The following is a 22,503-nucleotide window of genomic DNA, read 5'->3' on the forward strand; positions in this document are numbered from 1 at the left end:
TTCGGCGACGGCGGAGCTGAGCGGGGAGTTGCGGACTTCCGTGCGGTGATCGCTTGATTGGGAGAGGTACGAGTCCGTCGAGAGCGCTGAGCGGGTTTCGAAACCCGGTTATGAGATTCTACCCGTGGATGTCGTGGCATGAGCCCATGAATACTTCAGAGAATAGGTAGGCCCGCTGGTCGGTGTGTCCGTCTATTCCGAGGACACCGTCGATTCGGCTCGGTACTTTCACGCAATCCCGAGTGCAGCGAGGCGATACAATTGTGTACGAACGGTCGGCTATGCGTTCGGTGAATCTTGGACCAACGATAAAATACTGGCCGATCGGGCTCTATTTCGCCCTTCTTGTTTGGCTTGATAGAGCGCTTGGTCTGCAGCCTTCACAAGATCGGTAGGAGAAGAGTGTCTGCTTGGGACAACGCAGGCGTACCCGACGCTGATGGTTACGGGCTCCCCATCGGTTTGTTGAATGGCAAGGGCCTCAACTCGGCGGCGAAGGCTTTCGGCGACTTGTGCCGCACCGTCTATTCCGGTCCCGGGGAGGACCGTGACGAACTCATCTCCGCCATAGCGAGCGACCAAATCGCCTGGGCGATTCACGGCACTGGAAATTGCCGCGCAGACTTGCTTCAAACATTCATCCCCGGCAGTGTGTCCTTTGGAATCGTTATAGGCTTTGAATCGATCGATATCGAACATAATCAGAGAGAGCGGAGTCGATTCACGCAAGGCTCTTCGCCATTCCTGATCGAGGAAATCATCGAATTGGCGTCGGTTGGTGATGCCGGTCAACCCGTCTAAGCAGGAGAGCCGAAGCAACATTTGATTCGCTTCCTGGAGTTGACGCATGACTTCAAGGAGCTCGTGCTCTCGTGCACGGCGGCGGTCGATCTCATGAACGAGTCGGAGCACCGAGCGGACCCGCGTGAGGAGCTCAATCTTATTGATCGGTTTGGCGACATAGTCCATCGCCCCTGCCGCGAATGCCAGTTGAAGATCCACAGGGTCCGTTTTTACGGTCACCATGATGACCGGGGTGTCACGGAAACGGTCGACCGCCTTTATCTGGCGGCAAGCTTCAATGCCGTTCATTTGCGGCATGAGCATATCCATGAGAATCAGATCAACACGCGCCAGGCCTTGTTTCCCTCCATCGAGACCGAGCTGTTTGAAGGCGGCCGCGGCGCAGTCCGTTGCAATGATATGCTCATAGCCTGCCGCAGATAGGATAGCCTGGAGCAGGAGCCGATCATCCGGCGAATCATCAATGAGGAGGATGCTCATAGGTGTACCGGGACTGAGACAGATGCGAACTGGAAGAATCCTAACAGCTAGTCTTGGTAAACACCAGGATAAAGCTTTTTGAGGCAAGGTTGACAGATGCCGTGACTGAACTCGGCTTCCGAGTGTTCGCCGATATACTCTTCGATTTGTTGCCAGAACCCTCCATCGTTGCGGATTTTTTTGCATGAGGCACAGATTGGAATCAAGCCCCGTAGCACTTTGACTTCCCGTAGAGCCTGCTGTAACTCTTCGTTCGTGCGGCGGAGCTCCGATTCACGCAACTTGCGGCAGTCCATTTCTTTCTTCAGTGTGATGGCGGAGGCGACTCGGGCGAGGAGCTCGACGCTTTTGACGGGCTTGTTGATATAGTCCATGGCTCCTGCGGAAAAGGCCTCCTGCAGGTTCTCGAGATCGTTCTTGGCCGTGACCATGATGATGGGAATGTCTCGAAGATGGGACTGTTGTTTGATGCTTCGGCATGCCTGCACCCCGTCGATTTCCGGCATGAGCACATCCATCAAGATCAAGTCGATATCGGTTGCCGCCTGTGTTCCGTCCAGATTCAACATTGAAAAGGCTGCCTGAGCGGACTCGGCTCCGAGAATCTGATCGTGGCCTGCTTTAGTCAGGATGGATCGGAGGAGCGCGTAGTGATCCGGTGAGTCGTCGACGATGAGAATGGCCATAGCTCTTACTCTACGGCTGAAATCGGATGAAACTGAAGTCGAGATTGGACTGGCCAGAGTAAACCACAAGCGGGAGGGGTCAGGAGAGCTTGTTCTTCACAAGCTCGCTGACACGCTTGCCGTCGACAGTCTGTCCCCCAAGACGAGCCATGATCGCCTTCATCACCGCCCCCATATCCTTCATCGATCGAAACCCTGTATCGGCAATGACCGACGTGACCAGGGTCTCAAGTTCCTCAGGTGAAAGCGGTTTCGGAAGATAGGATTCAATGATCTCGATTTCTTGACGCTCCTTGGCGGCCAATTCTTGCCGTTGTGCTTTCTCAAACTGTTCAATTGACTCTCTGCGTTGCTTGACGAGTGTGGTCATGACTCGACTCATTTCAGCGTCATCAAGATCGCGCTTCAGTTCTACCTCTTTATTCAACACCGCAGCTTTGATCATTCGGATCACATCCATGCGGAGTTGATTGCGTGATTTCATGGCGAATTTGAGGTCTTCGGTTAGGCGGTCATAGAGCGACATGAGGGGCCTCTTTGTGGTGGCAGCGTTTGTGCTGCGGAGCATACCTGCCTTGTTCAAGTGAGTCAACGAGCTGGATTCTGAACGGCATTCAGAGGAAAGAGGTGGTATGATGCATAGGGTGGATCGTAGATCGTGGCCAAGGAGGAGGAGAATGCTTGCAGAACTCATGGAGAGGGCAGGAGGCAGATGGTGCGTGGTGGTTGCGGTGGGGATCGGAGTGGCAATCGCGACGGGGTGTGCGACGGAATCACCTAAGCCAGCCCCGGCCATGACGCCGGAACAGGTCAAGAGCAATGCCGACAAATCGTTTGAACGACTCAAACAAGAAGAGAAAAATCGCGCCGTCGGTTCCGAGGCTGCTCCTTACTGATTGAGACCGGTCGGCCTCCGCGAGAATTGGCGTAAAGGTTTCAAGAGCGGGAGTTCCCACAGCAGGCGGCGGTGGGCACGCTGTTCCACTTGGCGAGGTTCGTGAAACGTCCGGAGGAGTGTTGCTGAAACGATCAAGCGAAGCAGGCCGGAGAGAAAGAAGATAAACGGAATATTGGAGACAGGTTCGAGCAGGAAGGTTCCAAGATACAACTTGTTCGGTATCGTATTGATCAAGAGGCTTCCGGCTACGGTTCCCATGGCCCACCCGATGGCGTTCACGATACTTGAGACGGCGACTGCCTTCGCACGATCCGCGGGCTGTACGGCATCATAGACGTAATTGTTCAATCCGAGGCCTAATCCCGCCCAGACCACCCCTCCGAAGAAATTGACGGTAACAAGAAAGATCCAGATGCTGCTGAACAGATACAGCATCGGGAGGAATGCAACGAGGAGTCCGGTGAACGTGAGCAACGCCTTGTTGCCAAAACGATCACCGAATTGCCCCCAGCCTGGTAAGGTCAGAAACTGACCGAGAATGCCTGCCGCGAGCCAGGTCCCATATTGCCAATGGGCCAGATGGAGATCCTGAATCAGGTAGAGGACGAAGAAGGGACCGGCGATCAGCACCGCGGCATGCATGAGTCCTGAAAAGAGTAAAAAATGGAAGAAGTTATGAGAGACGCCGGTGCGAAGAAAGTGCAGAAACCCTGTTGGAGCCTGACTGAGGTCATGCTGGGGGAAGCCGGTGACTGTATGGAGCAGAAGCGCCGAGGCACTCCGACAGAGCCCTGCCGTCAGAAAGATGATCGTGAAGCCTATCCATAATAGATTGAGTTTTTCAAAGAGACTCAATAAGGCCCCTGCTAAACAGAGCATTAGAAGGCTTGTGACGGCGACCACTCGAGAGCGTTTGGCGAAATACGCTCCCCGCTCATTGGGGTCCAGTAATTCGGTGATGAGACTATTCCAGGCGGGAGACGTGAAATGGGTGCAGGTGAAATACACTGCAACCCCTGCAATGAGAAACCAGGGTCCATGTTCCGGCCAGAGTAGGGGCAATGCCAGGATTGGAATCCAGGAAACGGATTGGCCGATAATACCCCAGTAGACTTGGGAGGCCTGGCTTGGGAACCAGTGCGAAATTTTGACGGAAATCAGCTGAGCCCAGGTGCCGAGAAGTTGGGGAATGGCCGAGAGGATACTTAATTGGAACGGTGTTGCGGAGAGGAGGATGGCGAAGGCTGAAAGGTAGTGTTCACCTCCTCCTTGGGCGACGGCTTGGAACATCCCATCACGAATGCCGAAGCGCCGGCCAGATTCATGTGGGTCTGATACGATCAGGTGAGGTCGTTCGAGTGCATGTGAAGAGGGCACGGGCTGTTCAGTCATGCGATAACACTGCAATCACTCTACCATAGCATTGACCTGGTACAAGGTTTCATCAATGATTGCCGCATGGAATTGACCCCTGAGATCGAGGTCAGTACGATAATCCTATGCGCTCTGAGGCCACTGTACGGCGAATGACGGAAGTCTGTGTGGTTGCAGGTATGCTGTCCATCACTCTTTACTGTCAGCAGGTGGGCGAGGCGAAGGAGCTTCTGCTACTGAAGGAACAGGAGTCGACTGAGGTTGGATCAACCCAGAGTCCGTCATTTGATGATCAACAAACCGGTATCCCGCAGTCGCTTTTTACATGGGTTAAAATGGCCAAGGGGTTTGACGTGGAATGGGATACCTTTGGTCGAAAAGGGTGGTATACCCAAGATCCACGCTTAAAACCGATCGGACCTGGTTCTGTATTCACGCCAGAGATTCCAACCATTTATATCGTGTTTGAAGTGGCCCCTCTGGAAGACCCGACCCAGTTTGGAGTGCAATGGTATCGAGAGGAACCAAACAGTCAGATGCGTCAGGAACAGTTGGGCAAGGACGTGTTGGAACTGCCTGGCCATGAGCGATATGGATATCTGGAAATGACACGATCAGGCGACCGATGGATCGTGGGCAACTACGTTGCCAAGATTTATATCGCGCCGATTGGCCAACAACCGTTTCATGCGGTGAATCAGGTCGGTACGATGCGATTTCGTGTCTTGCCGCCTGAATAAGGCGTGATGAGGCAGGTTCCTTACAACAGGAGACATATGGGAGAGCGTCTGAAGATTACAGATCCTGAAAAACTAGCATTACTCTATGAGCGATTCAGGGACGTGTGTTTGGTTGAGAAAGAGATTTGGAAAGAGATTTTTATGCCTCGCGATATCTCGCAGGGGCCGGTGCGGACGAACATTCAAGACCGTTATGAAGTTGAAATCGATGATCCTGCCGTCGAGGCCGCGCTTGATGACAATATCGTACTGGGATCGGCTGCCTTGGGGGCGGCGATCGAGGAGTACCGTCAACACATCATGTTTTATCGGAACATGTGACGCCCGCCAGGCTTGGCGGGCGTCAGACGAACTACGGCTGGGGTGTTGTTTCCGTTACAACTGCTCTAACGCTGCAATGCGTGCATCGATGGGTGGATGCGTTGCGAACAACTGCATGAAGCCGGAAGAGTTTCCTGAGATCTTCATCGTGGCTAAGGCGTCTTGATTCGAGTATTCAAATTGCGCACGGTTGACCCAGCGGTCGATGCCTCGGAGGGCATTGATCATGGCGTCTTTCCCGTACACCTTGGCTGCGAATGCATCAGCGGCAAACTCGCGGCGGCGGGAATGCCATCCGATGACAATTGATGCAAGAATGGTGAGCACGACTTGCAGGAAGAAGTAGACGATCATCGCCAAGAAGGGGTTGCCTGCGGATCCCTCCTCACGATCTTGACTGGGTTGTGCAATCAGGTGAGATATAAAGTTACTGATGTAATAGACGAAGGTATTCATCAGACCGGCGAGAACGGTCGTGGTAAACATATCTCCGTTGTAGACATGCCCCATCTCATGGGCGAGCACGGCTTTGACTTCCTCTTCCTTTAGGTTTTGTAAGAGACCCGTGGATACAGCCACCATCGAGTTATTCTTGCTTGGACCAGTTGCGAAGGCGTTGGGGTCTGGCGAGTCATAGACCCACACTTCCGGCATGGTGATGTGGAGCCGTTGGGCAATCTCTTGAACCGACCCAAAGATGATGTGTTCGGCATGCGATCGGGGTTGGGTGATCTGTTGACAGCTCAGCATGGCGCGAGCCATCTGCTTAGAAAAGGCCAAGCTGATGAATGCCCCGCCGAACCCGATGACCAATGAGAAAACCAGCAGTTGCTGGTTGAATACTCCACGGACGTCAATCCCAAATGCCGGTAATACGGTGTTGATTAAAAGATTGGCGGTGAATGACAGCGTGATAAAGATGAGAAAGTTTGCAATCAGGAACAAGCCAATACCTTTGAGCCACTTCATGGATATCCTCCTTCGCAATAAGCTTTCGCCTATGCAGTCATTTCAAAACCTGAACATGGAACAGCCAACATTATACACAAAATACACAAACCAATTTATAGAGTCGCAGTATTCAAAGGCCGTTGCTTTCAACAAATAAGAATGTCTTGATGAAAGTCAAGGTGCTGGAAGTCGATGAAAGTACAATGAAAAGTTGACCCTTTCCGGTGCTTCCTGTTAGAAATCTCTCATGATGTTCATGAAAAGGTCTTTTGGGCTCACCGACATGGAAGACATACCGGGAATCACGTGATGGCTCACGACCTGGCGATCGACTCGTCCAAAAAGGAAACGTTGCTCCGTGACCTTTTGAAACAGGTTTCACGCTTGTTTTACACGACGTTAGTAGTGGTGCCTGCAAATGTGCGTGATCAGGTGGGGCTCGCGTATCTCTTTGCCCGGGCTGCCGATACCATTGCCGATACTGAACTCATCGATAGACCACGTCGACTTGGTTTTCTTCACCGCCTCAGGGAGCAATTTGTCAGTGAGCATCTCGACTGGGAGCAGATTCGGTCTATTCAACAGGCTGTTGGGTCGGTGCAACACGATTCGGCGGAGCGGATCCTGCTGGAACGGTTGGATGAGTGTTTCCAGCTATTTCTGGCTTGCTCATTGGACGACCAGCATCGGATTCGTCGCGTGATCGTCACGCTGACGCAGGGAATGGAGATGGATCTCAATACGTTTCCCGATGCCGCTCCTGGCGAACTGACTGCGCTCAAGACCGTTGATGATCTAGACCGCTATACCTACTCGGTGGCTGGTTGTGTCGGCGAATTCTGGACAGCCGTGATGTGTGCCCATCGCAAGGCCCTCGTGGATTGGGATGTGCAACAGATGTCTGAGCGAGGGGTGCGGTTCGGGAAGGGGCTGCAGCTGACGAACATCGTCAAAGATATCGCCCACGATCTTCAGAAGGGGCGATGCTACATTCCTGAAACGATGCTAACCGAAGTCGGACTCAAACCCCACGATCTTTTGCGTCAGGATAACCTCACTCGCTTCAGGCCTGTGTTGAGCAAGCTTGTTCGTCTCGCACTGGAACACCTGGATCAGGGGTGGGCCTATACGATGGCGATACCACGCCATGAAACGCGGTTACGGCTGGCCTGTATGTGGCCGATCCTCTCTGCCGGTGAATCGCTCAAGCTTGTCATGAGTTCTCCGGACCTTTTGAGTCATGCAGTGAAGGTGAAGATTCCACGCAGCAAGGTCTATCAAATTATGGCCATGACCACGGGAACTGTTGCCTGCGGATACGCCGGGACCGCCTATTGGGGGCATTTGCGTAAGCAGATCGTCTGATCTTCCTGCCCCCTCTCCATCCTACTTTTTTTGCGGTTCCAACAGTTTGTCGCCTTTCTTGAATACAGCGTAGATCGCCTGTGATGGGCACGCGTCGAGGCAAAGCCGACAGCTTTCAAGGCAACGGGAGGGGTCGAACTTATAGGGAGGTGTCGAGAGCCAGGCGCTGGTCGGACAGATCGGAACACAGACGGCCTGGTGGGTACAACGGTCCGGATGCCGGACGAGATGATCACGAACGACCAACATGGGCTTCACTCCTTCAAAGAGACCTTGCGAGAAGATCTCGAACATATTCTTGTTGGGTAAACTACTCACTTCCATTCCTTGACAAGTTCTTTCAACCGATTCTTGAGCTCCGGAATTTGGTCCAAATTGTTTTGAATGGCGCCGATGATTTTTTCAAGCCGAGCCGAGCGAAGCGCCTCCTTGTCTTGCATTACCAGCCGGTCATACTCCTGATACGCCGCTCGGTGTTTGGGTTCCAGGTGTTGCCTCGCATCGAGCAGGGCCTGGCCCAACTCCCAAGGCTCCGGTGCCAATGGGGGAGCAATGGTAAACGAACCGTCCGTAAGCACTATCACCGAAGTGCCCGGTTTCCCACTCAACGGGATCACGTGCTCGATGGTTTTACCTTCACAGAGTGTCCAGTTCAGTGTGAGCCCTGGAAAGTGTTTCGTGAAGGCCACCTTTTCCATATTGGCCTTCCATTTGTCTTCAGTGGGCATAGCGGTGATGGGGGCCGTCTACGGCTGCTTGAGCGGAATGAGCTGCTGAGGAACCGGATGATCTGGCATGAGCAAGCGAGTCACGACCTCCCCTCGGAGGACATGGCGCTCCATGATCTCAGTCACGTCAGCTTCTGATCCGACCCAATACCAGACCCCCTCAGGGTAGATCACCACGCTCGGACCGAGTTCACAATGATCCAGGCAGCCTGCTTTATTGGCTCGGACGACACCTTTCAGATTGAGTCGTTTGGCTTCACTCTTGAAATAGGCGTGAAGCTTTTCAGATCCTAAATTGGCACAACAACCACGAGGGTCATCCTTCGGACGCTGGTTGGTGCACACGAAAATATGTCGCTGAAATGGTGGCATAGACGTGTTTGCTAGACGGGCATCGTTAAGGTATTGAGCCGTTCCATCAGAACGGTGACGTCTCGGTTGCTCAGGAACTGAGATGTCTGTTGAGGCGCGTTTAGAGTCGTCATGATTTCATGTAATCGCAACGAGGCGCGTCGAAATTCGTCAGCTTTGGACAGTTCAGAAACAAACCCAGATCGCAATTTATCGAATTCAGAAAGGATGTCTCGAAAATCTCGCTGGAAGTCCTTGTGCAGAGAACAGGATGTGCAGTACCACCGTGGGTTTTGATCTGACGACGGCGACAAACGATCATAGGGGCGTCCAAAAAAATCTTTTCCCAGCGACAACTTGGTCAGCGGGCTACTAGGGGATCCACAGGCCTGACAGGAGTGATTCCAGACGTCCATTTCTACCTCCTCACAACCACGAACGCGCATCATACAACAGGACTTTCCGGACTGTCCATGGTCCGTGGTTCGTGGAGATTTCAACAACAGTACCTGATTGGGCTGAGGTTCAGGCGTCTGAGGTATAATTAAGTGATTGGTGTTGGGGTGCTTAGCCAAGGAGAGGGGGAGTCAGCATGGTGATCGGTGTTCCAAAGGAAATTAAAGATCACGAGTATCGAGTCAGCCTAACTCCAGATAGTGCTGCGAGCTTGTGCCAAAATGGACACGAAGTTTGGATTGAACCATCAGCTGGTGTGGGGAGTGGGTTTTCGGATGATGAGTACCGTAAGGTCGGCGCCACGATCGCGAGTTCAAAGGCTGAGGTGTTCGAAAAGTCGGAGCTGATTCTGAAGGTCAAGGAGCCGATGCTGTCTGAATGTGCTCTATTTCGTCCCGGTCACGTCTTGTTCACGTACTTGCATCTCGCTGCTGTTCCAGATGTCACGAAAGAATTACTCGGCCGAAAAGTTACTGCGATTGCCTATGAGACAACTGAGGCCAAGGATGGGAGTCTTCCTATGCTCAGGCCGATGAGTGAAATTGCGGGTCGGATGTCGATCCAGATCGGCGCGCACTATCTTGAGAAAACCCATGGGGGACGCGGAGTCTTGTTGGGAGGGGTTCCAGGGGTAGAGCCGGGGCGAGTGGTGGTCCTAGGAGCTGGAGCTGTCGGAGCATCTGCCGTTCGCATGGCCGTGGGGTTAGGAGCACAGGTGACGGTGATCAATCTCGATATTGAGCGGTTGCGTGTCCTTGATGATCAGTATCACGGGCGTATTGTCACCCGTGCTGCGAGTCCTGCCGCTATTGAAGACGCCGTCTGTTCGGCAGATCTGGTGATTGGTGCGGTGCTTGTTCCAGGCGCCAAGGCCCCCAAGTTGGTGTCGCGTGTGCTGGTTTCACAGATGAGGCCAGGTTCCGTGATCGTCGATGTCGCAGTCGATCAGGGCGGCTGTATCGAGACAACTCGACCAACGACCCATTCTGACCCAGTGTATCTACTGGAGGAGGTGATCCATTATTGCGTAGCCAACATGCCCGGAATTGTTCCTCGCACATCCACCTATGCTCTCACCAATGCGACTATGCCGTATCTGCTTCGCCTTGCCTCCGAAGGGGTGGAGCGAGCTATTCGCTCCGACCCCGGTTTGGCTAAGGGAGTCAACTTGAAAGAGGGAAAAGTGACACATTCAGGTGTGGCGGAATCACATGGGTTGCCTTTTACCCCTCTCTTGTAAGACAATCACACCTTCGATTGAGTGCTTGGTCTTGTCGGGGCGTAGCGCAGCCCGGTAGCGCACTGCGTTCGGGACGCAGGGGTCGGAGGTTCAAATCCTCTCGCCCCGACCAACCCAAGCATCCTCTTCAACTATCACAGTGCCCCGTGTACAATTGGTTCTTCTCTCCTCATTCACTTACAACCAGTGCCAGGATTATTCGCGTCAGTGATCTGTTAATGGCGCTATTCGGGCCATAGTCGGCTGAACATCTCTCTTTTTGATCGTTCGACGATTGAGAAGAAACTCCATGCGACGTGCATCAGTGACCCTGTCAGTGGGGTACCGGCTAGTCATCGTCCGTCATAATGATCCTACAGGCAAATCAACGGGTAACTTCTCTACATGGCATCTGGCACTGGTTTGTTGGTGGAGTAGTCGAGAGAACCTCTTGAGGTCGTCCGTGCCCTTCTTGGTCCGTTCTGTTGACTTTGGGGGACATTAAACCCTCAAGAAATCTTGTCATTATGACGACATAGTCTGGGCGTAGATTTTGTAAAACGCGTGACGCCTCTGAAGAGGTGTGAGAGTATCCGCAGAGCGGAGCCGCAGGGCCTCGTCGGATGTAGAGATTTGGCTGGAGGCAGATGAATCCACCTGCCGATGAGTTGTCGGTGTGGGCCCGTGTCCTTGTGCATGGTCGTGTACAAGGGGTGGGGTTTCGTGCCTTTGCGGCACGAGTAGCCTCAGATCTTCGACTATTCGGCGGCGTGCGTAATCTTTCCGATGGCCGAGTCGAGCTCGAGGTTGAGGGCCAGAAGGCTGGGATCGAAATGCTTGAGCGTCAGCTAAGGATCGGTCCTGCTGCTGCTCGAGTGATGAAGATTGAGACGGAGTGGGGAGCAGCGACTGGGCGGTATTCCGGGTTTGAAATTTGGTATTAGGCCTTGCTGAGGAGCTATGAGTCGGCAACATAACGAGGAATTCGAGGCGAGTGAGGCGCGAAGACATCTGGAGGATGAGACGGGTGCCTCTGAGTCTGGAAGTTTTCCGGAGGAGACTGAGCGAGAAACAGGTCGAGCGGAAGGCCTTGATACGCTCAAGAGCTATTTGCGCGAAGTCCGTCGATCGACATTGCTGACATTCAAAGAGGAGCAGCAACTTGGAAAACGCGTCATGGCCGGCGATGAGCGAGCTCGTCAACACATGATCGAGTCCAATCTGCGCCTGGTGATCAGCATCGGGAAGCGGTATATGCATCGGGGATTTCCGTTTTCGGATATTGTCGAGGAAGGAAATCTCGGGCTGATTAAAGCAGTCGAAAAATTCAACTATAAGCGGGGGTTTCGGTTTAGCACCTATGCGTCCTGGTGGATCAGGCAGTACATTGAACGTGCGATTATCAATCAAGGGAAACTGGTTCGACTCCCTGTCCATGTAGTGGAACGGCTGAATCGCTATTTAAATCGCACCGAGCAATTGGTACAGGCCCTCGGGCGCGAACCGAGAGCTGCGGAAGTTGCACTCAAGATGAAGACGTCGGAAGAGGAGGTCTTGGATCTGAGGCAGTTGGTCCGCACGACCTGTTCACTCGATAGTCCGCTCAATGATCGCACGGATACGTTTCTCCGTGATGTGATCGAGGATCCGACGGGGCTGTCCCCTGACGAAACCGCCGATGGGGTTCGGCGCCGAGCGGAACTTATGGCTTGGGTGAGGGAGTTGCCAGAAAAAGAGCAAACTGTTATTGTGTCGAGGTTCGGGCTTGATGGAGGAGAAGCGAAGACGTTGGAAGAGATCGGGCGGACCATGGGGTTGACTCGAGAGCGTGTTCGTCAGATCGAAATGGCCGCGCTTGCACGTCTTCGTCACACCATTGAGCGAAAAACCATGACACAGGCAGATCTGCTCTAGATTTCGTGACTACTGTCAACTATCAAGCGCTTATCCGCGAAGTGCCGGACTTTCCAAAGCCCGGTATTCTCTTCTATGACATCACCACGTTGTTGAAGCATCCAGCCGCTGTTCGAAGTCTGTCCGATGACTTGACGGCCAGGTACCAAGATAGAGGGGTTCAGAAGGTTGTCGGCATAGAATCCCGCGGATTTATCTTTGGCGGGATTCTTGCGGCGAGGCTTGGAGCGGGATTTGTTCCAGTCCGGAAACCGGGGAAACTTCCTGCTGATTGCTATGAAGTCAAGTATAGTCTCGAGTATGGTAACAACAGTCTTGCAGTCCACCGCGACGCGATTGAGATCGGAGAGCATGTGCTGATCGTCGACGATCTTCTGGCAACTGGAGGGACAGCGGAAGCGACGGTGAATCTTGTCCGGCAGCTGGGAGGAACGATTGTCGGACTTGATTTCTTGGTTGAACTAAAGAGTCTGAATGGACGCGAGAAACTCGGTGGGTACGACGTGCATTCGACCATTACGTATCCGTGAAGAGGAATGGGGCGTATCGTTTAATCTCCTCTTGTTAAAGGGAACGCGGGCCATGAGCGAAAAGCCAGGTTTTAGCCTTCTAAACGACCTAACTGCGGAGCATGCATCACTATGGTGACGAAGGGGCAGGTGAAGAAGAAGGGCGAGCTGAAACCGAAGTCGGTTGAGCCGATCACCAAGAAGCTTCAACCGGCAGCGGCTGGTATGGCAGCTACAGCGAAACCATCGGTCGAAGTCGATGAAGGACCTGTGCGGCCGAAAGAAACCGCAAAAGAGCGAGAAGCACGTGAACAGCGACAGGAAGTGCTTCAGAAAATGCTCCTTGGTAAGCGCCAAGAAATTATCAAGGAGATCGAAGGGAGTCTGGGACAATCGCTGACTGAAGATCAGCAGCGACGCTTGGAGTCGGCGCGCGATGTCGGGGACCAGGCACTGATGGATCTTGAGCGTGAGCTGGGTATTTCATTGATGGAGATGCGCAATCGCCGTCGGCAGTCAATTGATGAAGCTCTCACGCGTCTGCACGAGGGGACTTATGGAATTTGTGCGGAGTGCGGAATCGAAATCAGCGAGAGGCGGCTCCAAGCGGTCCCTTTTGCCAAACTGTGCGTGGAGTGCCAATCACGTGCCGAGTTGCTGGAGAAAATCGAACGAGAAGAAGATCGCGACTAGGTTTCCAATTCTGTCTCCTGCCGCATCCTCCCGCACCGTCTTCTGCCTATGACTGGGCAGCCTCTGAAACGAGCTGTTGTACTTGCCAGTGGTGGTCTGGATTCCACCGTGACGGCGGCTGTTGCCCGACATGCCGGGTATGAGTTGTATTTGTTGACCCTTGCCTACCAGCAGCGCCATGCTGTGGAGATTGAGCGGGCGAAGCAGGTGGCCTGTGCCTTGGAGGCTGAACATCATTTGGTGGTGCCTGTTGATTTGCAGGCAATCGGTGGGTCCGCGCTCACTGGGAATTTCCCGGTTCCCAAAGATCGCGGTGACTCCGACCGTAGCCGCGATGTGCCGGTGACCTATGTGCCCGGCCGAAATTTGATTTTCCTCTCCATCGCAGCCGCACAGGCGGAGGCGGTGGGTGCTTCAGTGATTTATTTTGGGGCTAATGTAGTGGACTACTCTGGTTACCCTGACTGCCGTCCGGAGTTCATCAAGGCCGTGGAAGCGACGTTACAACTCGGAACCAAGCTGGGCATGATGGGTGGCCGCTTTGAAATTCGAGCACCTCTCTTGCGAATGACCAAGGCAGAGATCATACGGCTTGGCTTGGATCTCCATGCACCACTTCACCTCACGCACAGTTGCTATGATCCAGCGGGCGCAGTGGCTTGCGGACGGTGTGACAGCTGTCTCATTCGACGGCGAGGGTTTGCGGAAGCGGGAGTTGTGGATCCAATTCCCTATGCGGTATCTTGAGTGAATAATTTTCTGGAAACAGGTGGAGAATTTCTATGAGGTCGTTACAAGTCTCGGTACTCAGTTCAGTAATCTTGATGCTTGGGATTGCTCCGGCGTGTAGCCAGAGCGGAGTGGAACCAAACGCACCGGGAACCGGCTCTACAGCTCCGGTCGAGTTTCGGGAGGGAGAGCAGAAGTTCACGGCACACTGTTCCCGATGTCATGGAGTTGGCGGAGTCGGAACAACCCAAGGTCCAGCGTTCCTTCATAAGGTCTATGAGCCGAACCATCACGGAGATGTGGCTTTCCAGCGGGCGGCAGCCAACGGGGTCAAGGCCCATCATTGGCAATTTGGCGATATGCCAAAGATCGATGCCGTCAAGCCTGAGGAGGTGGACGAGATCGTAAAATATGTCCGTTGGCTGCAGAAACAAGCCGGAATTTTTTAAGTCAGTCGAGTGCGGCACATCGGTGCGATGGACCATGATATGAAGAGGCTATCGTCGAGCCGGCATCCACTTTTTGGCTCGTGCTTCAGCTTCAGCGATCTGTTCAGCCGTCATGTGTTTGGCTAAGGTGTTGCGGGATTCAGCGGCTCGTTTCTCGCCGTAGGCCGCCGAGAGATTGTACCACATGTGAGCTTCCACAAGATTTTGTGAGACCCCTCGTCCTCGTTCGTACATCATGCCAAGTTTAGCAAAGGCCAACGCATTGCGTTGGTCTGCTGCTTTCTGAAACCAAAATAAGGCCATTGGGTCGCTGAACGGAGCCCCCTGTCCTAACGAGTAGAGTGTGCCAAGATTGACCTGTGCCCCGGCATGGCCCTGATCTGCCGCTTTTTTAAACCAATACTTCGCTTCCTGATAGTTCTGTGGAAGCCCTTGGCCTTCACTGTAATGGATGCCTAACTGGTTTTGGGCTTCCGCCTCGCCCCCCTGCGCACGCGTGAGGAGATCATTCACTGCTGGTCCACTCGCAAGTGGTTGAGACGGAGGTTGGGGAGGAGAAATACAACTTGATAAAAACCCGCACAGCGTGAGTAGACCGATCAGCGGAAGCAACATGCTGGTCGATAAAGAGCTCCTGTGATGGTGTGACTGTACTGACATCGTTGGTGCAGTGAACCCTACGAGATGTATCCTACTCAGCTCATGTCTTGAAGTTCAAGAAAGGAATGGGTGGAGGCCTATTGAGGAAATGTGAACCCCGTTGACCATAAACCTGGTCGTTGGATGAATGGAGGGACAGAGTATTCGATCCATCAATTAAGCAGGAATCTGAGGGAACGGCTCTCTTAATGATTACTCTTGAGGTGGTTCTTGCCCTTTGGGTTTCCAATTTCGTGTAAGAAATTGTGCTTGAGCAATCTGCACCGGTGTCATGTCGTGCCCTAGTCGATTCCGCCATTTTGCGCCAGCTTCATGGCCATTAGCCGCGGCAAGGTTATACCAGAGGTAGGCCTGAACCAGGTCCTTAGGAACGCCCCGTGCTTGTTCATAGTGGGTGGCGATGAGAAACATCGCGGCTCCATGTCCTTGGTCTGTAGCAAGACGGCACCACCGGAGCGCCTCCTGATAATCTTGTGGCATCCCCCGGCCGATGTCCGATAGTAGGCAAAGCCGATAAAACGCTCCAACGTGCCGCTGAGTAGCCGCCATGCGGTACCACCGCACGGCTTCTCGATGGTCAGCTGGACGCGCATTCTCATATCGTATGCCAAGATGGTATTGGTCTTCGGCGCTCCCTTGTTCTGCAGCCGACTGGGACTCATCGATTCGTGAGGCGGTATCTCGCACATCAACGTAAGGGGATTTGGATGGATCGATGCATCCTTGTAGACTTCCGATGATGGTGACGGCGAGGATATAGCGCAAGCCGGTGGTCATAAGTAAGATTCCTTTTCGCAATCCCAATAGTGGCTCACAAACGGCAGTCGGTTGTGTTATAGCACAGCAGAGTGACCTCATCCAGCATACGCGATTCGCAGGTTGGTGATCTAGAGGGCATGCTCATCTGAGTCAGGTGCAGACGATAGCTGGACCAGGCGATGGCGTTGAACCATGCCGAGGTTGACGTGTCGTATGATGTGGGAACAGGCTGTGCATCACCGAGATGGAAGGATATCTGTTCGATTCGGTGGCGCGGAATGGTCAGGCTCACTTTTCTATGCTCGTAGACGTATTGAATCGCCGATAGTGTGTCAAGTCCACGCGGAGTACCGGATGTTCTCCATCGGTCGGGATCACTCCTAACTCGGCTCAATAGTAGTGGCAGACGGGTTGTTCATGTCCGACCTGTTCCTTTGAGACCAGTAGTGAGGACTCATTCCTCGGGCGGTTGCCTGTTTCTGTAACCGCCCCGTTGCGTTCCACTTGCGGTTGACACGCCATATCGAGGGTCGTAGCCTTGTGTGATGCGATACCGGTATCTCCATGGTGAGGACGTACTCCGACACTGTGGAGCGATGTGAGCGCTTCCATGAAACAGATCCTGTGGGCTGTTTTATGTCTGGGGGGCATGCTGGTCCTGCCATCGCTCTCGGTCATGGCCCAACAGGAATTTATGCCCTTGCCGGTTCACAAAGGGGCGCTCTTGGTCGCAAGCCCATCATTGGAGGATCCCAACTTTACTCAAACCGTTCTGCTCATTGTTGACCATGGGCCACGTGGAACCATCGGCCTCATTTTAAACCGTCCTACGAATGTCCTGTTAGCAGAAGTGTTGCAGGATCTTCCGATGTTGAAGCAGACCAACCACCGATTATTTGGAGGAGGACCGGTCGACCGCACACAATTGGTGTTGCTGTTCCGACTCAGGCAGATCTTGCCCGATGCGCGGCATATTGCGAATGGAATTTATGTGGGGACACCGACGGTGCTAGAACGGGTCATCGCCGGTCTCAAGCCGAATGAAGCTTTCCGTGCCTTTGCTGGTTTTGCCGCATGGGCCCCGGGGCAACTCGACTATGAGATGCGGCAAGGCTCATGGGGTGTGTTGTCATCCAGCACGTTCGATATCTTCGATAAAAATCCTGAGACGTTTTGGTCAGACGGCATCGGCGTGCTTCAGGCTCCAAGAACTATTTCCCACGAATGATAGTCGGAGAAGCTGGCGGTCTTGTTTCGTTCGGTACGGAGGCCTCCGATGGATTCGTCATGGTGAAACACGGCTATCTCCTACCAAGTGGGTATGACCTTCGCATACATTCAGACGACGCTGTGGTATAAGACCACCACGGCGCTGCTCTGTGTTGTGAGGTCAGGCATTGGGTAAGTGGTATGTGATGGCGAGCGATTCGATCATCGGTGAGGATATGTCACGTGTCTGATCCTCAAAAGATTGTTCGACATTTCCGACAAATCCTGCTGTGGCCAATGCAGCTTACTCCCATTCGGGAGGATGCGCCGATCCAAAAGCATTGGGAACTGCTCCAGGCAACTAATCCAAACAATCCGTGGCGAGAGGTGCTGGACGAGTTTACGGGTGATCCGCGGCAGTTCCAGGAACGACATTACAGCGAGTTTGTGACATTTCTGCCCTACGTTCAGCGGTTTCTGTATGGTGAGGGAAAGCGAACGAGCTCTGAAGTTCGCGAGGAATCTGCGATCCGCGTCTTTCGGCGAAGTGATATTGCGAAGGTGCGCATGGTATTTCCAGGCCCCCATGGAACTCCTGTGACATTTTCGGTGGCTCATGTGGATTTATATTTTTTCTACGACATTGATGTGGCGATCCTGGTGGTCGAGATCTCTGCCGACGATGTGCCGCTTGTACAGGTGCAGAATTCACTCTTTCGCTTTGGCCGATGCTACCCCACCTACTGGGAGCGTGACGGGCATGGTGGGCATTGTCCTAAGCATGTGGAATGGCTTTCTTCGGATGGGACGGTGCTCGCTGTTTCCGACTATGATCACCGTGAGAAATATCTCTCGTTCGTCTGCCAGCACCGGTCACTGAGCCTGGCCTCCCACTGGGAGTTTCTGCTTGAACCATTGGTGTTGCACCATTCAGACAAAGCCGGTCTGATTCGGTACCGGCAGCTCGAATACCACCTGATGCCGGTCATGGCGTATCTGTCTCTCGACGATCCAGGTGCATTGACGCGAGGGGAGTTTACGCGAGTGGGGTTGGCGGCGGCACCGGGTAGCGCTGACACGTTACCGTTTTCAGATCGCTATCTCCGTGACTTTGAAGAACGTCATTGTTATGACCGGTATTGGAACGGACAGGGCCCAGGTTCACCAGGCGCCCGTTTTATGTGCACGGGCCGTGTGTTCACGATGGTGGGGGAGGCAGGAGAACCGGCGTTCGAAGACCGTAAGACGAATTTGGAACAATTCCGCCACGAATATTTTCTGCTGTTTCTGATCCCGCATTTTCATAAGGCGGCCCTGTTGATGCTGACGAATCGCCTCGTCGAGGCGATGCATCAGCTTGACCTCACCAAGTTAGATTCGGTCCGGCAGTTTCGCCGTGTGATCCGCCAAACGCTCGGTATCTTTCTGCGTTTTACCCATCGCTACTGGTCTCATCAGGTATCGGATCATGGGCAGGTGAAGGAATTGTATCGGATGGTCAGTGAACATCTGGGCACCGGTCGACTCTACGACGAACTCCGCTCGGAGTTGGAAGATATGAGCCAATATCTCGACAGCGATGCGCTCCGCCGGCAAGGAGAAACGATGGTTCGCCTGACGGTGGTGGCGACGGTCGGCTTGATCGGGGTGGCAACGACCGGTGTATTGGGCATGAACCTCTTCGACTTGGGTGCGGAACCGTCCACCAAACGCATCGGGTATTTTCTCATCGTGCTGATTCCGGTGATCATGGCCACACTGTATACCGTACTGAAATCAAGGCGGCTTTCGGATTTTTTGGAAACCTTGGCTGAGGAGCATAGGTCATCAAAAGACAAACTTGCCGCATTGCTGACGGTATGGCGGAGCAAACATGGACGGGATTCGTAATCAACCGGAATCTCTCATCTCCTCAATGCAGCGCCATTCCTGCCATACCTCATCGCATTGCCTGTCGTTTGGGGGACAGCACGTCACGGCCGTCTTTCCACTGAGAGAAGTGTGAGCGTGGGAGACCCCTGTGACGAACCTTGACAGCGCATCACTGACTCAGTAGGATAGCGAAACCTTTAATGCTCATCCAGTGAGGTGAGCAAGGAGTTGCGCGGTGGGTCCTCTTCCGACTCAAGTTGGTTTTCAATCGACCTTCTCTCCATTCCTGGTGAGGAGGTTTTTTTATGTCTGAAACTAGGGGCCAAGCCATTAGTCTTCAGTTCTCTCCCGCGTTGATGGCTAATGGCCAAGCGCTGCAGACTGACAGCTCGTTGTTGCTATGACCGCTGATTGACCGCTGATATGGACAAGCCACTCGAACGGAAAGATGAAAAGCTCATCATGGATGCCGGGGATATCGCCCGAGCCTTGACCCGCATTGCGCACGAAATCCTGGAGCGGAACAAGGGGGTGAAGGATCTCGCACTGGTCGGGATTCGAACCGGCGGTGTCTATCTTGCGCACCGACTTGCCAAACGTGTTCACGGCATCGAAGGCGTTCAGATTCCCATCGGGGAATTGGATATTACGTTGTATCGAGATGACTTGGCGTTGCGGAAAAACCAGCCGATTCTGAGAAAAACGTCGGTACCGTTCGATATGGCGAACAAGATTGTTGTACTCGTTGATGACGTCCTGTTTACCGGAAGAACGATACGAGCCGCGATGGATGGGCTTATGGATTTAGGGCGTCCGGAAGAGATTCAGTTGGCAGTGTTGGTGGATCGTGGGCATCGGCAGTTGCCGATCAAGGCCAATTACATCGGGAAAAATCTGCCGACTTCTCGAGATGAACAGGTTCAGGTGTTGTTGGAAGAGGATGGAGAGCATGACCGCGTGGTCATTTTGAAGGCAGGATGATGGTCATGGAATGGAGGGTTCCATGAGCTTGAAGCGCAAAGATCTGTTGAGCCTCGCTCCGTTGGCGGTCGATGAGATCATGCTCATCCTCGATACCGCCGATTCCTTTAAGGAAGTGACGGGGCGTGAAATCAAGAAAGTACCGGCGTTGAGAGGGAAGACGGTCGTCAATCTCTTCTTCGAGCCGAGCACGAGGACGCGGACGTCCTTTGAATTGGCCGCCAAGCGGCTGAGCGCCGATGTGATCAACTTTGCACCTTCCTCCAGTAGTGTGGTGAAGGGGGAAACGCTGCTCGATACGGCGAGAAATATCGAAGCGATGCAGGCGGACATTATCGTATTGCGCCATTCCTCGGCGGGCGCCGCCGAAGCGTTGGCTCAGGGAGTGAAATCGTCTGTCATCAATGCAGGCGATGGATGGCATGAGCATCCCACGCAAGCGTTGCTCGATCTCTATACGATTCGACAACGCGGAATGAATTTTCGAGGGTTGCGCGTGGCGATTGTCGGCGATGTGTCGCATAGTCGTGTGGCTCGTTCGAATATCTATGCGCTCGTCAAGCTCGGCGCCGAGGTCAGAGTGGTGGGGCCGCCGACGATGATGCCATGGGGTGTCGAAAAGCTGGGAGTGAAGGTGTGCCACAATATGGATGAAGGGCTGCGCGACGTGAATGTCATCATGATGTTGCGGCTTCAACTCGAGCGGCAAGGGCGCGCACAGTTTCCTTCAATCCGAGAATATTCGAGACTCTACGGGCTCACTGCCGAGCGTGTGCGGCTCGCTGACTCCGCTGCCATCGTGATGCACCCCGGCCCTATCAATCGAGGGGTGGAGATCGCTCCGGATGTAGCCGATAGTTTATCGTCCGTGATTTTAGACCAAGTCGCGAATGGGGTGGCGGTGCGGATGGGGATTTTGTACCTCATGTCCGGAACCAGTTCGTGAAGCGGATGATCCGGCGATCGGTCGAGTGAGCGAACGATTAGCGGAGCTTGAACACAGAGGGTGACGTGACGGATCATCAGAGCAGAAGATTCTGAAAAATCGTAGAAAGGGCGTATCGTGTCGATTTTGATTAAAGGTGGTCGGGTCATTGATCCAGGTCGGTTTGTCGGAATGGCCGACGTACTCATCGATGGCGGGAAGATCACGGCTGTGGCTCCCCAGCTGTCTGCTCCCGCCGGCAGTCGGACGATTCAGGCGGAGGGAAAGCTTGTCGTGCCGGGATTTGTCGATCTGCACGTGCATTTTCGGGAGCCGGGATTTGAATACAAAGAAACCATTCAAAGCGGCAGCGCCGCGGCAGTGGCCGGAGGATTTACGACCGTCTGCTGCATGCCCAATACAAGTCCGGTGAACGACAATCAAGCCGTGACTGAGTTTATCTTGGAACGGGCTCGGCTGGCCGGTCTCGCGAATGTGTTGCCGATCGGGGCGATCACCAAAGGATCCGAAGGGAAGGAACTGGCCGAAATCGGTGACTTGCGGCGTTCCGGTTGTGTGGCCATTTCCGACGATGGGAAGCCCGTGATGAACAGTTTGGTGATGTGGCGTGCCATGGAATATGCGTCGGCATTTGACCTCACCGTTGTTGATCACTGCGAAGATCTTCATCTCGCCGAAGGCGGTTGTATGAACGAGGGGTTGATTTCCACCGAGCTTGGATTGCCCGGTATCCCTGCGGCAGCCGAAGATGTGATGGTGGCGCGCAATCTGTCGCTGTCTGAGTTGACAGGGGCTCGCTTGCATCTTGCCCACATCAGCACCGCCGGGTCGGCGCGAATGGTACGGGAGGCAAAGGCTCGCGGGATCCCTGTGACGGCGGAAGCCTGCCCACACCACTTCACACTGACAGAAGAACTGGTTCGCGGTTACAATACGCATGCCAAAATGAATCCGCCCTTGCGGACGTGGACCGATGTCCAGGCGATCAGAGAAGGATTGCGCGACGGTACGATTGATGTGATCGCAACGGATCATGCCCCTCATGCGACTCAGGAGAAGCAGCAAGATTTTACCGAGGCTCCATTTGGAATTGTCGGACTTGAGACCGCGCTCTCGCTGACGTTGGGATTGGTGGAGGAAGGGGTTCTGTCGATCGAGCAGGCCGTTCAGAAGCTCACGTCTGCTCCGGCAGCCGCATTCGGACTCAAAAAAGGGACATTGGCAGTGGGTGCGGACGCCGATGTCGCCATCGTGGACCAGCAGGAACAATGGGAGGTTGATCCGTCGAAGTTTCGGTCCAAGAGCCGAAACACACCGTTTGTCGGCTGGAAGGTGAGAGGGCGGGTAGTGACCACGATCGTAGGCGGCCGTGTGGTATTCGAGGCCAGCCCCGTGGAGCGGTAGTGCCG

28 protein-coding genes and 1 tRNA gene are annotated in these 22,503 nt (G+C 53.8%); 17 read left to right on the forward strand and 12 right to left on the reverse strand.

Features of this window, described 5'->3' with window-relative positions; translation table 11 throughout:
• Window positions 1-279: 279 nt before the first annotated feature.
• From ACMTNU_RS07225 to ACMTNU_RS07235, 3 genes are all read right to left on the reverse strand, one after another.
• Complete coding sequence (locus ACMTNU_RS07225) at window positions 280-1,284, reverse strand: diguanylate cyclase domain-containing protein (protein WP_413934558.1); 1,005 nt, start codon at window positions 1,282-1,284, stop codon at window positions 280-282.
• A gap of 47 nt (window positions 1,285-1,331) precedes the next feature.
• Complete coding sequence (locus tag ACMTNU_RS07230; protein WP_413934559.1) at window positions 1,332-1,970, reverse strand: response regulator; 639 nt, start codon at window positions 1,968-1,970, stop codon at window positions 1,332-1,334.
• A 79-nt stretch (window positions 1,971-2,049) separates the two neighbouring features.
• Complete coding sequence (locus ACMTNU_RS07235; protein WP_413934560.1) at window positions 2,050-2,496, reverse strand: GatB/YqeY domain-containing protein; 447 nt, start codon at window positions 2,494-2,496, stop codon at window positions 2,050-2,052.
• Between the two features lie 151 nt (window positions 2,497-2,647).
• Between ACMTNU_RS07235 and ACMTNU_RS07240 the strand changes: the two genes are divergently transcribed.
• Window positions 2,648-2,866 carry a hypothetical protein gene (locus ACMTNU_RS07240; RefSeq protein WP_413934561.1) on the forward strand — a complete coding sequence of 73 codons (219 nt, stop codon included), beginning with the start codon at window positions 2,648-2,650 and terminating at the stop codon, window positions 2,864-2,866.
• Here ACMTNU_RS07240 and ACMTNU_RS07245 read toward each other — a convergent pair.
• The gene (locus ACMTNU_RS07245; RefSeq protein ID WP_413934562.1) at window positions 2,860-4,260 is read right to left on the reverse strand and encodes an MFS transporter; all 1,401 of its coding nucleotides are present in this window, start codon (window positions 4,258-4,260) and stop codon (window positions 2,860-2,862) included. The genes ACMTNU_RS07240 and ACMTNU_RS07245 overlap by 7 nt on opposite strands.
• A 107-nt stretch (window positions 4,261-4,367) precedes the next feature.
• Here ACMTNU_RS07245 and ACMTNU_RS07250 point away from each other — a divergent pair, with 107 nt between their 5' ends.
• Entirely contained in the window at window positions 4,368-4,982 is a 615-nt protein-coding gene (locus tag ACMTNU_RS07250; RefSeq protein ID WP_413934563.1) for a hypothetical protein, read from the forward strand.
• Between the two features lie 36 nt (window positions 4,983-5,018).
• The gene (locus tag ACMTNU_RS07255; RefSeq protein ID WP_413934564.1) at window positions 5,019-5,303 is read left to right on the forward strand and encodes a hypothetical protein; all 285 of its coding nucleotides are present in this window, start codon (window positions 5,019-5,021) and stop codon (window positions 5,301-5,303) included.
• A gap of 54 nt (window positions 5,304-5,357) precedes the next feature.
• Here the strand turns inward: ACMTNU_RS07255 and htpX are convergent, their stop codons facing one another.
• Complete coding sequence (gene htpX, locus ACMTNU_RS07260) at window positions 5,358-6,272, reverse strand: protease HtpX (protein ID WP_413934565.1); 915 nt, start codon at window positions 6,270-6,272, stop codon at window positions 5,358-5,360.
• A gap of 291 nt (window positions 6,273-6,563) precedes the next feature.
• Between htpX and ACMTNU_RS07265 the strand changes: the two genes are divergently transcribed.
• A complete protein-coding gene (locus ACMTNU_RS07265; protein ID WP_413934566.1) occupies window positions 6,564-7,619 on the forward strand; it encodes a phytoene/squalene synthase family protein in 1,056 nt (351 codons plus the stop codon).
• Window positions 7,620-7,640: 21 nt separating this feature from the next.
• On the opposite strand, the gene ACMTNU_RS07270 is transcribed toward ACMTNU_RS07265, so the two are convergent.
• From ACMTNU_RS07270 to ACMTNU_RS07285, 4 genes are read right to left on the reverse strand one after another with little or no spacing between them, the layout of a single operon-like run.
• Complete coding sequence (locus ACMTNU_RS07270; protein WP_413934567.1) at window positions 7,641-7,937, reverse strand: hypothetical protein; 297 nt, start codon at window positions 7,935-7,937, stop codon at window positions 7,641-7,643.
• On the reverse strand, window positions 7,934-8,317 hold the full coding sequence (locus tag ACMTNU_RS07275; protein ID WP_413934568.1) for a hypothetical protein: 384 nt from the start codon (window positions 8,315-8,317) through the stop codon (window positions 7,934-7,936). Before ACMTNU_RS07275 ends, ACMTNU_RS07270 begins: the two co-directional genes overlap by 4 nt.
• 48 nt (window positions 8,318-8,365) lie before the next feature.
• On the reverse strand, window positions 8,366-8,719 hold the full coding sequence (locus tag ACMTNU_RS07280) for a (2Fe-2S) ferredoxin domain-containing protein (RefSeq protein ID WP_413934569.1): 354 nt from the start codon (window positions 8,717-8,719) through the stop codon (window positions 8,366-8,368).
• 11 nt (window positions 8,720-8,730) lie between these two features.
• Window positions 8,731-9,114, reverse strand: a complete 384-nt coding sequence (locus ACMTNU_RS07285; protein ID WP_413934570.1) for a hypothetical protein — start codon at window positions 9,112-9,114, stop codon at window positions 8,731-8,733.
• A 176-nt stretch (window positions 9,115-9,290) separates the two neighbouring features.
• On the opposite strand from ACMTNU_RS07285, the gene ald reads away from it, so the two are divergent.
• From ald to ACMTNU_RS07325, 8 genes are all read left to right on the forward strand, one after another.
• The gene (ald, locus tag ACMTNU_RS07290; RefSeq protein WP_413934571.1) at window positions 9,291-10,394 is read left to right on the forward strand and encodes an alanine dehydrogenase; all 1,104 of its coding nucleotides are present in this window, start codon (window positions 9,291-9,293) and stop codon (window positions 10,392-10,394) included.
• Between the two features lie 35 nt (window positions 10,395-10,429).
• Window positions 10,430-10,506 (forward strand) — tRNA-Pro (locus ACMTNU_RS07295).
• A gap of 514 nt (window positions 10,507-11,020) precedes the next feature.
• Window positions 11,021-11,317: an acylphosphatase gene (locus ACMTNU_RS07300; protein ID WP_413934572.1), complete on the forward strand. Its 297-nt coding sequence runs from the start codon at window positions 11,021-11,023 to the stop codon at window positions 11,315-11,317.
• Between the two features lie 16 nt (window positions 11,318-11,333).
• The gene (locus tag ACMTNU_RS07305) at window positions 11,334-12,287 is read left to right on the forward strand and encodes an RNA polymerase sigma factor RpoD/SigA (RefSeq protein WP_413934573.1); all 954 of its coding nucleotides are present in this window, start codon (window positions 11,334-11,336) and stop codon (window positions 12,285-12,287) included.
• Between the two features lie 5 nt (window positions 12,288-12,292).
• Entirely contained in the window at window positions 12,293-12,817 is a 525-nt protein-coding gene (locus tag ACMTNU_RS07310; RefSeq protein WP_413934574.1) for an adenine phosphoribosyltransferase, read from the forward strand.
• A 111-nt stretch (window positions 12,818-12,928) separates the two neighbouring features.
• The gene (locus ACMTNU_RS07315; RefSeq protein ID WP_413934575.1) at window positions 12,929-13,489 is read left to right on the forward strand and encodes a TraR/DksA family transcriptional regulator; all 561 of its coding nucleotides are present in this window, start codon (window positions 12,929-12,931) and stop codon (window positions 13,487-13,489) included.
• A 48-nt stretch (window positions 13,490-13,537) separates the two neighbouring features.
• Window positions 13,538-14,236 (forward strand): 7-cyano-7-deazaguanine synthase QueC, encoded by a 699-nt coding sequence (gene queC / locus ACMTNU_RS07320; protein ID WP_413934576.1) that lies wholly within the window; start codon window positions 13,538-13,540, stop codon window positions 14,234-14,236.
• A 35-nt stretch (window positions 14,237-14,271) separates the two neighbouring features.
• Window positions 14,272-14,667, forward strand: coding sequence for a c-type cytochrome (locus ACMTNU_RS07325; protein ID WP_413934577.1), 396 nt, complete (start codon window positions 14,272-14,274; stop codon window positions 14,665-14,667).
• Window positions 14,668-14,715: 48 nt separating this feature from the next.
• On the opposite strand, the gene ACMTNU_RS07330 is transcribed toward ACMTNU_RS07325, so the two are convergent.
• The 3 genes from ACMTNU_RS07330 to ACMTNU_RS07340 all read right to left on the reverse strand — a co-directional run bounded on the left by ACMTNU_RS07330 (window position 14,716) and on the right by ACMTNU_RS07340 (window position 16,698).
• A complete protein-coding gene (locus ACMTNU_RS07330; protein WP_413934578.1) occupies window positions 14,716-15,282 on the reverse strand; it encodes a tetratricopeptide repeat protein in 567 nt (188 codons plus the stop codon).
• A gap of 237 nt (window positions 15,283-15,519) precedes the next feature.
• Complete coding sequence (locus ACMTNU_RS07335; protein ID WP_413934579.1) at window positions 15,520-16,104, reverse strand: tetratricopeptide repeat protein; 585 nt, start codon at window positions 16,102-16,104, stop codon at window positions 15,520-15,522.
• A 372-nt stretch (window positions 16,105-16,476) separates the two neighbouring features.
• Window positions 16,477-16,698 carry a hypothetical protein gene (locus ACMTNU_RS07340; protein WP_413934580.1) on the reverse strand — a complete coding sequence of 74 codons (222 nt, stop codon included), beginning with the start codon at window positions 16,696-16,698 and terminating at the stop codon, window positions 16,477-16,479.
• On the opposite strand from ACMTNU_RS07340, the gene ACMTNU_RS07345 reads away from it, so the two are divergent.
• From ACMTNU_RS07345 to ACMTNU_RS07365, 5 genes are all read left to right on the forward strand, one after another.
• On the forward strand, window positions 16,697-17,314 hold the full coding sequence (locus ACMTNU_RS07345; RefSeq protein WP_413934581.1) for a YqgE/AlgH family protein: 618 nt from the start codon (window positions 16,697-16,699) through the stop codon (window positions 17,312-17,314). The genes ACMTNU_RS07340 and ACMTNU_RS07345 overlap by 2 nt on opposite strands.
• Window positions 17,315-17,538: 224 nt before the next feature.
• Window positions 17,539-19,185 carry a hypothetical protein gene (locus tag ACMTNU_RS07350; protein ID WP_413934582.1) on the forward strand — a complete coding sequence of 549 codons (1,647 nt, stop codon included), beginning with the start codon at window positions 17,539-17,541 and terminating at the stop codon, window positions 19,183-19,185.
• Window positions 19,186-19,590: 405 nt separating this feature from the next.
• Complete coding sequence (gene pyrR / locus ACMTNU_RS07355) at window positions 19,591-20,148, forward strand: bifunctional pyr operon transcriptional regulator/uracil phosphoribosyltransferase PyrR (protein ID WP_413934583.1); 558 nt, start codon at window positions 19,591-19,593, stop codon at window positions 20,146-20,148.
• A gap of 22 nt (window positions 20,149-20,170) precedes the next feature.
• Window positions 20,171-21,094 (forward strand): aspartate carbamoyltransferase catalytic subunit, encoded by a 924-nt coding sequence (locus tag ACMTNU_RS07360; protein ID WP_413934584.1) that lies wholly within the window; start codon window positions 20,171-20,173, stop codon window positions 21,092-21,094.
• A 117-nt stretch (window positions 21,095-21,211) separates the two neighbouring features.
• Window positions 21,212-22,498, forward strand: a complete 1,287-nt coding sequence (locus ACMTNU_RS07365; protein WP_413934585.1) for a dihydroorotase — start codon at window positions 21,212-21,214, stop codon at window positions 22,496-22,498.
• The last annotated feature ends 5 nt before the right edge of the window (window positions 22,499-22,503 follow it).

The organism is Nitrospira sp. BLG_1, from assembly GCF_047338595.1.
In the GTDB taxonomy this organism is placed as follows: Bacteria; Nitrospirota; Nitrospiria; order Nitrospirales; family Nitrospiraceae; genus Nitrospira_D.